Source organism: Clostridium bowmanii (assembly GCF_018861315.1).
GTDB lineage: Bacteria > Bacillota > Clostridia > Clostridiales > Clostridiaceae > Clostridium_AD > Clostridium_AD bowmanii.
Map to the genome: position 1 here is coordinate 216,559 of NZ_JAHLDL010000001.1, position 11,836 is coordinate 228,394.

Here is an 11,836-nt window from a genome sequence, read left to right on the forward strand (position 1 = left end):
TAAATCTTAATTATTGCAATTTCATGGGAAACTTTTTAAAAATTATATAAGGGGTGATAATTGTGGAAAGTATCATTATACCTAACTATAATAACCTTGAAGAAATTCAATTTAATATATATGACTCAGAAATTTCATATTATGGTGGCAGTCAGAATTGGTTCCCAAAGAAATTTCATAATCTTAGCGGTTGTGGCCCTGTTGCTGCAGCTAATATAACTGCATATTTATCCCAAAACTTTACGGATAGATATAATACACTATACCCTTATAAAGGCATTATTAGTAAGAAGGATTTTACTATGCATATGGTTGAAATTCGAAAATATGTAAAACCAGGGCTCTTTGGACTTACCTCTGTGGATAAGTTTTCAGATAGTGTTTTAGCTTTTTCTAGTGATAGAGGAGTATCTTTATCTTCTCATATTCTAGCTGATAGTGCTACTAGTATTCAAGATGCTATAAATTTTATTGCGCAGGCACTATCTCAAAAACTTCCTGTTGCCATCCTAGTTCTTAAACATTCCCTAAAAGAATTTAAAGAATATACTTGGCACTGGATGACTATCACTGGACTAAAGCTAAATTTAAAAGATAATTTACCATATATTATCGTTTCCAGCTATGGTGGGCGCCAAGAGATAAATTTAGATTTACTTTGGAACAAAAGACGTTCAAAAGATATAATTAGGCTAGCATATTTCAACTAAAGTTATATAATAGTCTATCCTATATATTTAACTATTATGTAAAATAGGATATTGCCTATGTAACAAAAAAGAACAACTAAACTAGTTTAAAATAGGTTAGTTGTTCTTTTCATATATTCTTATCTATTAGAAGTCTTTATCTCAAAGAAAAACTAATAGTTACCTTCGTCCTCTTCACTTTCATCTAAAGCATCATTTATTTTTCCTGCAACCTTTTCCTTAATGCCATCAACTTTGTCATTTACGACACCATTTTGGTATTGAAGCTTACCTTTAAGTTCTGTCTCCTGATTACCGGTGGCCTTTCCAACAGCCTCCTTAGTTTTTCCCACAACCTTATCCTTAGTATTTTCAAATTTATTATTTGAATCTGTCATATCGCACCTCCATTTTATTTTTTTCAAACTTCAGTTTTCTTATTACATTAATAAATCCAATTGTGTTTTATTATGAATCTATTGTAATATGTTTATACAATACCACTATTATACTCAAATTTCAACCATTTTCTCATATTTATCAGAATATTTTGATTTAAATCACTTTTAATAAATAATATAAACATAATTAGCTGTAGCAATATAAGTATGGTAAAATATTAATTAATACAACTTATGTAAATCAGATAATTAAAGATATTTTTTTTATTTGAATATAATAAAATAGCCCTAACAGAAAAGACTCCTTCTGATCTGTTAGGAAAGAAAATATGCAGACTACGCAGGTTTTGTTATATTGTGCTTTCCATTTGGAGAGCTTTTTTTATTTACATATTATATATGTACGATGCAGAAAGGATATATATGAAAAGAATAAAAGGTTTGATTATCCCATTAGTCATAATAATAGTATGGATTATCGTAGATAAGTTACATTTATTTAATAGCTATATAATTCCATCCCCCAAAATAGTTCTAGCTACGGCTTATGAACTGCTTAAATCCGGTGCACTGCTAAAAAATTTAATGGTAAGCTTTGCAAGGGTTATTGGTGGGTTTACAATAACTTTCGCCTTTGCTTTTCCATTTGCAATATTTTTAGGAAGTAAGCCAAAGGTAATGCCTTATTTAGAGCCTTTTCTTGAATTTATGAGGCATATACCTCCTATTGCCATGATACCAATATTAATATTATGGCTCGGCATAGGTGAATCTTCAAAATTTGTTGTTATCTTTTTAGCAACATTTTTCCCTATTTTCTCAAACACCTTAAATGGCATTACAAACTATGATAAAAAACTTCTTGAGGTTGGAGAAATCTTTCACTTTAGCGAAAGGGATAAATTTTTCAGAATCATATTACCTCAAGCAATTCCATCTATAATAACGGGTATACAACTTGGCCTTGGCTATAGCTGGAGATCTTTAATGGGGGCTGAGCTTATAGCAGCATCATCTGGAATTGGATACATGATAATAGATGCGGAGCAGTTATCAAGACCGGATATTGTTATTGTTGGTATACTATCCATAGGAATTTTAGGTTATTTCATTGATTATTTTTTTATTAAAACAACAAAAAATATCATGAGTTCAGAGGGAAAGGAAATTTAATATGGCTGGCTTAATAATAAAAAATTTGTCCAAGATATATGAAATCGAAAGTAAAAAAATTCATGCACTAAATAATATTAATTTAACTATTCCAGATGGAAGTTTTGTAACAATAGTTGGCAAAAGCGGTTGTGGCAAGACAACGCTATTAAAATTACTCTGCGGTCTTGAGGATAAGACTTGCGGCACTATTGATTATACCCATACAAATAATAGTGATAACAATAGGATATCTATAGTATTTCAAGAACCTAGACTTATGCCCTGGCTCACTGTGGAAGAAAACATGGCTTTTTCTCTTATAAACTGTAAGGATAAAAACAATGTATCTCAAAAGGTATCAACCTATTTAAAACTACTTGGTCTTTATAATTTTAGAAAAGCCTATCCTTCCCAAATTTCAGGAGGCATGGCTCAAAGAACTTCTCTTGGAAGAACGTTATGTTATGAGCCACAAATAATACTTATGGATGAGCCCTTAGGAGCACTTGATGCATTTAACAGAAAAAAACTTCAAAATGAATTAATAAATATCTTTTTAAAATGTGGTAAAACCATCATATTTGTAACTCACGACATCGAGGAAGCCATTTGCTTAGGTCAAAAAATTGTTGTAATGGATAGAGGCAGTATAATAAAAGAAATACCTGTTAGTATGGATTATTACAGAGACACTAGCAGTCTTGAATTTTTTCACCATAAAAACCAAGTTCTAAATATTCTTAATAAATTCCTAGAGGAGGAACAACATGAATTTTTATAAAAAAACAAGTATTATTGTAAGTGCTCTAATTGTTTTAACATCTTTTTCTGGATGTGCAGCAAAAAAAGTAGAAAATGTATCAAAAGTAGAAAGCCCTAAGGTTCTTAATATTTCCTATGTAAAAGCGCCTCTAAATGTACCATCTATAATTGAAAAGAAAAAGCAGCTTTTTGAAAATGAATTTTCTAAAGATGGTATTAGTATCAAATATCCAGAAATAACAGAAGGTTCTAAGATGACAGAAGCACTAGCTGCAGGGTCCCTCCAATTTTGCAATGCCATTGGTGCAACTTCAGTGATTCTTGCGGGTGCCAATGGGGTTGATATTAAAATTATTGGTATCTACAGCAGAGCTCCAAAAGCCTTTACTATAATGGTAAAGGACCCAGCTATAAAATCTATAAAAGATCTTAAAGGTAAAAAAGTAGTTGGTCCTAAGGGAACAATACTTCATCAGCTACTTCTTGGTGCCATTACAAAAGAGAATCTAAAAGCGGATGATGTGCAGTTCAGTAATATGGCAATACCCGCTAGTGTATCCGCTCTTCTAGCTGGAAAAGTAGATGCAGCTCTTGTGGCCGGTCCCTCAGTAGCAAATGCTGAGAAAAATGGTGCACGAATACTTACAACTGGTGAAGGAATTTTAGATGCAACAATTGTAATAGCAGCCAGTGGAAAGTTTATAGAAAAATATCCAAACATAGTAAAACGGTATCTTGCAGTTCATGAAAAAAGCCTTCAATTTATGAAAGATAGTAAAGATGAAACTTATAAATTAACTGCAGATGAGACAAAGCTTACATTAGATCAAGTTAAGAGTATGTATGGCTTATATGACTTCAATCCGAAAGTAACGCAAAAGGATATATCAGAACTAAATAAAACTCAAGATTTTCTAAAACAAAATGGAATGTTAACTAAAACTGTTGATATTAAAAGTTTAATAGTTGATTTAAAATAATACGACTATCTAATAAATATCATTAAATTAGTTATTAAACCAGAAAAAACTGCTGAAATATATTTAAATATTTCAGCAGTTTTTCGTCGCCATTAACGTCCAGTATTTTATTCCGCAAATGTTTTTGGAATGACTTCTTCAGGCAATTTACCATCTAATTCTAAATAATAGTGCCTAATAGGTTTCAAATTATCATCTAGTTCATATACAAGTGGAATTCCCGTAGGTATGTTTAAACTTACTATGTTATCACTAGATATATTATCCAAATATTTCACTAAAGCTCTTAATGTATTCCCATGTGCAGAAATTATAATTTTCTTGCCCTGTTTAATTTTTGGTGCTATTTCCTGGAACCATTCTTCCATTACCCTCTTTATAGTATCCTCCAAATTTTCAGTTGTAGGAATCTGATCTTCTCTTAATTCACTATATTTTAATTCCGTGCCAGGATATCTGTCATCAGTTTTTAAAAGTTCAGGCGGTCTTACATCTACATATCTTCTCCATTTATGAACTTGTTCATCTCCATATTTCTTTGCTGTTTCCGCCTTATTTAACCCTTGCAAGGCGCCATAATGTCTTTCATTTAGCTTCCATGACTTAATTACAGGAATCCACATCAAATCCATCTCATGCAGTGCAATCCAAAGAGTTCTAATTGCTCTTTTTAATACAGAAGTATATGCTAAATCAAAAGTATAGCCATTTTGTTTAAGTATTGCACCCGCTTTCCTTGCCTCAATTAAACCATTCTCTGATAAATCTACATCCGTCCAACCAGTAAATCTGTTTTCCATATTCCAAAGGCTTTCGCCATGTCTTATTAATACTAACTTAATCAACTTAATCCCTCCCTTTATAATTTAAATATTACGATTATTTGTATTTAGATTATTATACTCCAAATCATTGTAGATATCCAATATTGCTAAAAACGTGATATTCATAAAATGAATATTTTCTTGATTTTATAATAGGTAAAATAAACAGGATTTATACTAATAAGGCTTAAACTAATATTTCAAATTATAACACAAAAGAAAGTTTTTTCTAATATATCGCCTTGTTGTTGATATTATTTTGTCAAAGTTGTACAATAGTGGTATTAATAAAAAAATATTGAAAGAAGGTCTATATTATGAAAGCATTAGCTTTAATAGAACCAAATAAAATTGCTTGGATAGATAAAGAAAAACCAATTGCAGGACCATATGATGCAATTATTCGTCCCACTGTAATTGCTCCCTGCTCTTCAGATGTTCACACTGCCTTTGAGGGTGGCGCTCAAAAACCTTCTGGTTTTGTTCTTGGACATGAAGCACTTGGCGAGGTAGTTGAAATTGGTGAGTTGGTAAGAGACTTTAAAGTGGGCGACAAGGTTGTTGTTCCTGCTGGAACCCCTGATTGGCGTTCAAGAGGAATTCAAGAACATAATTTTAAGCATTCTAGCGGTCCATTCTCAAGTTTTATGTTATCTGGAACAAGAGATGGAGTTTTCGCTGAATTTTTCATGGTAAATGATGCTGATAATAATATGGCTCTGTTACCTAATGATGTATCTGTTGATGATGCTATTATGACTGTAGACATGGTTACTACCGGTTTTAGTGGAGCTGAAATGGCTGACATTAAATTTGGTGATTGTGTTTGTGTTATTGGCATTGGGCCAGTTGGACTAATGGCAATTGCAGGAGCTAAGCTTCGTGGTGCTGGTCGTATTTTTGCAGTAGGTACACGTCCTAATTGTGTAGCTTTAGCTAAAGAATACGGTGCAACAGATATCATTAGCTACAAAGAAGGTAATATTGCTAAGCAAATTCTTACTCTTACTGGCGGACGTGGAACTGATGCAACTATCATCGCAGGGGGCGATGCTGAAACCTTTGGTTTAGCAATTGCAATGACACGTTTTGGTGGTGGAAACATCGCAAACATCAACTATTTTACCGGCGCAGACTATTTACCAATTCCTACTTTAGCCTTTGGCCGAGGCATGGCAGGTAAAACCATACGTGGTGATCTTTGCGAGGGTGGACGTGTTCGTATGGAACGTCTTCTTAATATGATTCGTTATGGACGTATTCAGCCAGGCAAAATGATTACTCATAGATATTATGACTTTCATAAGCTTGAAGAAGCTTTTTATGTTATGAGGGACAAGCCAAGAGATTTAATCAAGCCTGTTGTTTATATTGATTGGAGTAAAGAAAAATAGAATTGCATCTAATATTATGAAAATAAAATAGCTACCTTACCAAGATTTTCTAGGTAAGGTAGCTGTTTTATTTTTGCAGTTTAACTCTTTCGAAAAGCTTATTTATTTGAAAAATAGAAATACCCTCCACCAATCACAGCTAAGATAACTAAAATTAGTAACATAACTTTTATAATACTAATTGGAGATTCTCCATCAACTTCACCAGTTTGTCCGTTTATCATAAACTTGTATACTTTAACTTTATAAATATATGCAGAAATCCATATAGGTAATAAAATATGTTTAAATTTTACTGCATCATAGGAAGTTGAAAAGTTTAAGCCTCTTACTTCATCTCCACCTATATGCTGCCTAATCTCACCACTTAAATCGCTTTCTATTTTCCCCTCTGCTAATTTCCAACCAGATTTTAAATCTATACTATATCTTTCTGCTAAAAAACCTGATAAAAATTCTGGTTTATACTGGACCAGCTCATTTAAATTAAAAGGTTCTAATTTATTTATTATATGTTTATTAATTTGTGATGAAGCATTAATTAATATATCATCGAAGATCTTAGAAAAATCACCACTTACATAACTCCATGATGTTTTTCTAACTTGCTTTGTAACCTGCTTTCTTTCAGCTCCCTCACCAACCCATTCAGTTTCTGTTACATAATAGTAGGTGCCTCTTTCTGCAGTATAATCTGAAAATGTATTGCTGTCATATGTCCAGAAAGGTATGTATACCCCCTTCATCTTGTCCATGTTATAACTAGATTTAAGTGCTCTAGGGGCAAAAAATAATTTCTTTATCCAGTTTGAAAATAATTCTCCCGCTTTATCTTTGGATATAACAAAGGGGATCAGTGACTGAGGTACCATACCTGCAGTTTCCTGCGTTTTTATTATATGTGAAGAACCACAAAAGGCACAAAACTGTGCTGTGCTATTTTCATCTAGTATCGTCTCGGCACCGCAACTCTCACACTTAATTATTCTCTTTTCATTTCCCCAATTTTTACTTTTAGTATTCTCTGCAGTATAAAAGTCATTTTCAATTATATTTGTTTTATCAAATTTAACTTCATTTTCATTTGAACAATATAAACAGACTAACTTTTGTTTTTTAGGCTCAAAAACCATATTCCCGCCACAAGCCGGACAAAGAAAACGTTCTGTTTGTTCCTGTTTAATCTTACTATTTTCAACACTAGGTGTTTCCCCCATATGCTCTCCCCCTAATACATTTCTTAAAAAGCCGCTGGTATTTTACCATATTTTATATTGTTTTTATGAAAGCTTAGTCATTTGCATTCCCACATTCCGGGCAAAACTTTGCAGTTGGTGACAGTTTAGTGTTACATTTTGAGCATAACTTCTCTATGTTCTGAGCACAACCACATTCTGGACAGAATTTTGTATTACTATTAATTTCTGCTCCACACTTATTACATTTATTCTTTAACTGCTCTAATGATTTTCCACATTCCGGGCAAAATTTATTATTGCTGGGAACCTGTGAATGACAGTGGGGACATTCAACTATACTAACTTCAGGCTTATTTTGCGAATAGGAATTCCCTTTTAATGATTCTGTCATAACATTACCAATAGCAGCACCAGCCCCTATAGAGGCTCCTATTCCACCCATACCTGGATTTTGTGCAGCATCCCTTATTGCTTCTGCTGCTTGATACTTTGTATACTGATTTAGATTTCCAAGCACCCCCATAGAGGTTCTCTTGTCCATAACCTTTTCAACCTCTTCAGGAAGGGATAGATTTTCTATTATTAGTGTTTTAAGTTCAAATCCAAATTCATAAAATTTAGGTTGTAATTTATTTTTAGCTTGCTCACTTAACTCATCATAATTCATAGCAAGATCTAGTGCAGCAATTTTAGATTCACCTATCAAATCTGTAATACCTGATATAATAGTACGTTTTAATTGTCCTGAGATGCTTTCAGTATCAAACTTCTGATTAGTTCCAAAAACCTCTTTTAAAAATATTTCGGCATTAGTAACTCCATATGAATAAATACCATATCCTCTTAATCTAAGCATACCAAATTCTTTATCACGCATCATTATAGGATTTGAAGTACCCCATTTCTGATCTGTAAATTGTTTTGAATTAACAAAATACACCTCTGCTTTAAAAGGAGAATTAAAGCCAAACTTCCATGATTTTAGTTTAGTAATTATAGGCATATTTTCAGTAGATAATGTATATCTGCCTGGATAAAATACATCTGCTATAACTCCCTCGTTAATAAACACCGCTATTTGAGATTCTCTTACAGTTAATTGCGCTCCCATTTTTATCTCTTTGTTTTCTACTGGAAATCTATATACCATTGTATCTGTAGTATTATCAGTCCATTCTATTACCTCAATAAATTGATTTTTTATAAATCCGAATAGTCCCATGTTTATGTTCCCCCTTGTATTCCTTAAGAGTACATCAATTATTCCATATTATAAAAATAATGCTATATATATTATTTTCAATTATATATATAACTACCGATAATAATTGAGTATACCCTGTCATTTTTTTCTTGATGCTTTACGCCACAGTTTTCTTACAATTCTGAATTAATTCCATTTATTAATTATACCATAACCTCCCATTCATACAACATTTTCATTGTCGATTTTAGTCTTATTTAAGTAAACAAAAAGCTTGCAAATGTCAAATTTAATGACTTTTACAAGTTTAAAACTATTACCAGCTGCTTTTTTAGGATTCTGCACACACTCAATCACAAATGTTCTATTGGCAAATTGGGATCTCTATTGTTACCTCCGCGCCACCAGTGACAGTAGAGTTAGCAATATGTAGTGTTCCACCGTGGAGATTTACAAAGGACTCTGTAATAAACAAGCCTATTCCATAATGACTTTTCGATGCACGACTAGAATCTCCCATATAAAATTGTTTTGTGGCTGATTTGATATTCTCCCTTGAAAAACCCTTTCCACTATCTGTTGTAATGAAGCTTATTTTATTATCCATGAATTTTACTTGAAAATAAATCTTTCCGTTATTTGGGGAATAATCCACCGCATTTGAAATAACATTCATGATGGCACGTTGTAGCAAAGACTTATCAAGAATAATTGACCTAGGAATATAAGTTTTAGTAAATTCAACTTTAAGTCCCTTGGTATTTGCAATGGCTTCAAGTTGCTGGTGAATTGTATCAATAAAATTTTCTAATTCTACCTTTTCCAGTTGTAGGAAAATAGCTTTTTCAGAATTTGCAATCTCAATTAGTATTTTGATATACTGATCTATTTGCCCAGTATTTTTTGAAATATAATCCATGTATTCTTTCTGTTGCTCATCTAATGTTGAATCACACATTAGTTCAGCATTTCCTTTAATAATGGTTAATGGTGTTTTAAGATCATGTGCAAGAGCTGAAATTTGCTCCTTCTTTGCTCCTTCAATATTCCATTGTCGCTCTAAAGATTTTTTTAAATCTGTTTTCATTTCTGATATTGATAAAAGCACATCATTGAATTCTTTAACCCTTGAATGTTTTATGTCAAAATCCAAATCCTGCTTCTTGATTTTTTCAGTAGCTTCCAGCAGTGGCTTTAGATGTTTATTTAGGTTTTTTGCATAAATAGTAGTAATAATAAAAACGATCAAAAAATATATTATAGCAAAAATTACAATTATTGTTTCTTCTGGATCTGGTAAATGTTTATTTAAAAATTCAGATTGATAACTCATTTGAACATAGTACTGCAAAACACAAAAGCCATCTTGCCTTTCAATGAAATAGTAGAACTTTTTGCCTCCATTTTCTGTGTAAGTTCCCTTAGCACATTCTACTGCGGTCAGTAAATCCACACCCTCTAAATTTGTTTTTATAACTTTGTATTTTTTGTTAAGCACAGCAAATTTGCATCCATAGGGTATCATATTCTCTTTAATTTCAGGGACTTTTGCAAGCAATGTTTTAGCACTTCTAGCCAAATTTTCACTGTAATTAGGTAAAAAAATCACACCTTTTTTTTGAGCTAAATTAAAAATCCCCAAATATAGTCCGGCGAAAACAATAAATGCAACCCCTAAAGTTAATAAATACTTAAAAAAAACTGCCTTTAACGTAAAAGTTTTTTTCTTCACTTCCATTTGTATCCTATCCCCCATACCGTCTCAATTGGTAACAGTTCAAAAACAGCCAGCTTTGCCCGTATGTTTTTAACATGCTCCGTAATAGCTGAGCTATCACTTTTACCATCATACCCATAAACACCTTCATATATTTTGTCCTTTGAAAAAACCTGTCCTTGATTTCTGGCAAGAAATTCACAGATGTTATATTCACTTTTGGTAAAAGGAATTTTTTTATCATCTACTAAAATTTCCTTACCAGATAAATCAAACTTCATCCCAGATAGGCAAAGGGTACTGCGTCTTTCACGGTTTTCCCGCCTAAGATAGGCATTTACTTTGGCTCTTAGTTCTCCCATGCCAAATGGTTTGGTAATGTAATCATCCGCGCCAAGCCCTAAACCATACATAATATCTATTTCCATGGTTTTTGCTGTAAGAAAAATAATGGGACAGTCCACAATTCCACGAATTTCCTTGCAAAAGGTAAATCCATCCATGCGTGGCATCATCACATCTAGTAAAATCAAATCAAAGTTTGAAAATTCACTGGTTAAAATTTTTTCAGGATTTACAACTGTAGTCACCAGATGATTATCTTTCTGAAGAATATTTTTAATTAAAGCCAAGATATCCGGTTCATCATCGATAACCAAAATTTTTGCCATGCTTCCCACCCCTTTATGTTGCCTATAAATAGTATAACGTCAAAATATTATCAAATCAAATTTTACTATCCATAAATTTCAAATTAAATTTTTCGTTATTCATATGACTTTCTTCCTTCCCACTTTCTGAACCAACATAAACTAGAAGCGAAGGCTATACATATGGCAAATAACATTATAAATAATCCATTTTGACTATCAGAGGCAAATTCAGTACTGAAAGAAGAATAAATTAACTGATAAATCATATTATCGCAAAACCTCACACCCCATGCCCATGGAATAAAGTGCCATATATAATCACCAAGACCTGTGAGCATCAGAGCAGAAATAAGGCTTCCGGAAACTCCAATACCCGTGGATGCACCCTTTCCAAATTGAAGACTAATGAACACGTGCAATATATAAATGAATATATTTCCTAGAACTAATGCTCCTGCTGCTTTTAAGTAAAACAAGCATGGCACTACGTGAAATCCAAGTGCAAATATTCCTACAGCAAGTATAATAGAAAAGCTTCCCAATAAAAGTAAAATAATTAGCTTACTCAAATACGTAGTACATTTTAATTTTGAAGTAGTGAGCAATACTTGAAAATTTCCAGCTAATTCCTCCTGATCAATCACTATCCCACTAATTAATCCTATGAGCAAAGGAAAAGCAATGGCCAGTACCTCCAGGTACGTTTTTATATCCCCTATCGAGTTTTTTGCTGTGATGTGATAATATAATAGAAATGTGAATGCTCCCGCTAGTGGAATAAGCAAATGAATCCACAAAATAGAAGTATGTCTTAATTTATAAAAATCCGATTTTATACATCTAAGTAAAGTAATCATA

12 protein-coding genes are annotated in these 11,836 nt (G+C 32.5%); 5 read left to right on the plus strand and 7 right to left on the minus strand.

The window, feature by feature from the left end; translation table 11 throughout:
• Positions 1-62 precede the first annotated feature (62 nt).
• The gene (locus tag KPL51_RS00975) at positions 63-710 is read left to right on the plus strand and encodes a hypothetical protein (protein WP_216155955.1); all 648 of its coding nucleotides are present in this window, start codon (positions 63-65) and stop codon (positions 708-710) included.
• 152 nt (positions 711-862) lie between these two features.
• Here the strand turns inward: KPL51_RS00975 and KPL51_RS00980 are convergent, their stop codons facing one another.
• The gene (locus KPL51_RS00980; RefSeq protein WP_216155958.1) at positions 863-1,087 is read right to left on the minus strand and encodes a CsbD family protein; all 225 of its coding nucleotides are present in this window, start codon (positions 1,085-1,087) and stop codon (positions 863-865) included.
• Between the two features lie 426 nt (positions 1,088-1,513).
• Between KPL51_RS00980 and KPL51_RS00985 the strand changes: the two genes are divergently transcribed.
• From KPL51_RS00985 to KPL51_RS00995, 3 genes are read left to right on the plus strand one after another with little or no spacing between them, the layout of a single operon-like run.
• Positions 1,514-2,263 (plus strand): ABC transporter permease, encoded by a 750-nt coding sequence (locus KPL51_RS00985; protein ID WP_216155961.1) that lies wholly within the window; start codon positions 1,514-1,516, stop codon positions 2,261-2,263.
• Between the two features lies 1 nt (position 2,264).
• Entirely contained in the window at positions 2,265-3,026 is a 762-nt protein-coding gene (locus KPL51_RS00990) for an ABC transporter ATP-binding protein (RefSeq protein WP_216155964.1), read from the plus strand.
• A complete protein-coding gene (locus tag KPL51_RS00995; protein ID WP_216155967.1) occupies positions 3,013-3,987 on the plus strand; it encodes an ABC transporter substrate-binding protein in 975 nt (324 codons plus the stop codon). The genes KPL51_RS00990 and KPL51_RS00995 overlap by 14 nt, the downstream gene beginning before the upstream one ends.
• Positions 3,988-4,094: 107 nt before the next feature.
• Here KPL51_RS00995 and gpmA read toward each other — a convergent pair whose 3' ends face one another.
• Entirely contained in the window at positions 4,095-4,832 is a 738-nt protein-coding gene (gene gpmA, locus KPL51_RS01000) for a 2,3-diphosphoglycerate-dependent phosphoglycerate mutase (protein WP_216155970.1), read from the minus strand.
• Positions 4,833-5,128: 296 nt separating this feature from the next.
• Here gpmA and KPL51_RS01005 point away from each other — a divergent pair, with 296 nt between their 5' ends.
• Positions 5,129-6,205, plus strand: coding sequence for an NAD(P)-dependent alcohol dehydrogenase (locus tag KPL51_RS01005; RefSeq protein ID WP_216155973.1), 1,077 nt, complete (start codon positions 5,129-5,131; stop codon positions 6,203-6,205).
• A 98-nt stretch (positions 6,206-6,303) separates the two neighbouring features.
• Here the strand turns inward: KPL51_RS01005 and KPL51_RS01010 are convergent, their stop codons facing one another.
• From KPL51_RS01010 to KPL51_RS01030, 5 genes are all read right to left on the minus strand, one after another.
• Complete coding sequence (locus tag KPL51_RS01010) at positions 6,304-7,422, minus strand: TFIIB-type zinc ribbon-containing protein (RefSeq protein ID WP_216155976.1); 1,119 nt, start codon at positions 7,420-7,422, stop codon at positions 6,304-6,306.
• Between the two features lie 73 nt (positions 7,423-7,495).
• On the minus strand, positions 7,496-8,626 hold the full coding sequence (locus tag KPL51_RS01015) for an SPFH domain-containing protein (RefSeq protein ID WP_216155979.1): 1,131 nt from the start codon (positions 8,624-8,626) through the stop codon (positions 7,496-7,498).
• 346 nt (positions 8,627-8,972) lie between these two features.
• The gene (locus tag KPL51_RS01020; RefSeq protein ID WP_216155982.1) at positions 8,973-10,346 is read right to left on the minus strand and encodes a sensor histidine kinase; all 1,374 of its coding nucleotides are present in this window, start codon (positions 10,344-10,346) and stop codon (positions 8,973-8,975) included.
• Complete coding sequence (locus tag KPL51_RS01025) at positions 10,337-10,996, minus strand: response regulator transcription factor (RefSeq protein ID WP_216155985.1); 660 nt, start codon at positions 10,994-10,996, stop codon at positions 10,337-10,339. The genes KPL51_RS01020 and KPL51_RS01025 overlap by 10 nt, the downstream gene beginning before the upstream one ends.
• Before the next feature lie 95 nt (positions 10,997-11,091).
• Entirely contained in the window at positions 11,092-11,835 is a 744-nt protein-coding gene (locus tag KPL51_RS01030; protein WP_216155988.1) for a lantibiotic immunity ABC transporter MutG family permease subunit, read from the minus strand.
• Position 11,836: the final 1 nt, after the last annotated feature.

Excerpts from the sequence above, each read along its gene's own strand:
- KPL51_RS00990 (WP_216155964.1), top strand. The coding sequence starts at position 2,265 with ATGGCTGGCTTAATAATAAAAAATTTGTCCAAGATATATGAAATCGAA.
- KPL51_RS01010 (WP_216155976.1), bottom strand. The coding sequence starts at position 7,422 with ATGGGGGAAACACCTAGTGTTGAAAATAGTAAGATTAAACAGGAACAA.
- KPL51_RS01005 (WP_216155973.1), top strand. The coding sequence starts at position 5,129 with ATGAAAGCATTAGCTTTAATAGAACCAAATAAAATTGCTTGGATAGAT.
- KPL51_RS00980 (WP_216155958.1), bottom strand. The coding sequence starts at position 1,087 with ATGACAGATTCAAATAATAAATTTGAAAATACTAAGGATAAGGTTGTG.
- KPL51_RS00985 (WP_216155961.1), top strand. The coding sequence starts at position 1,514 with ATGAAAAGAATAAAAGGTTTGATTATCCCATTAGTCATAATAATAGTA.
- KPL51_RS00995 (WP_216155967.1), top strand. The coding sequence starts at position 3,013 with ATGAATTTTTATAAAAAAACAAGTATTATTGTAAGTGCTCTAATTGTT.
- KPL51_RS01025 (WP_216155985.1), bottom strand. The coding sequence starts at position 10,996 with ATGGCAAAAATTTTGGTTATCGATGATGAACCGGATATCTTGGCTTTA.
- KPL51_RS01020 (WP_216155982.1), bottom strand. The coding sequence starts at position 10,346 with ATGGAAGTGAAGAAAAAAACTTTTACGTTAAAGGCAGTTTTTTTTAAG.
- KPL51_RS01015 (WP_216155979.1), bottom strand. The coding sequence starts at position 8,626 with ATGGGACTATTCGGATTTATAAAAAATCAATTTATTGAGGTAATAGAA.
- KPL51_RS01030 (WP_216155988.1), bottom strand. The coding sequence starts at position 11,835 with ATGATTACTTTACTTAGATGTATAAAATCGGATTTTTATAAATTAAGA.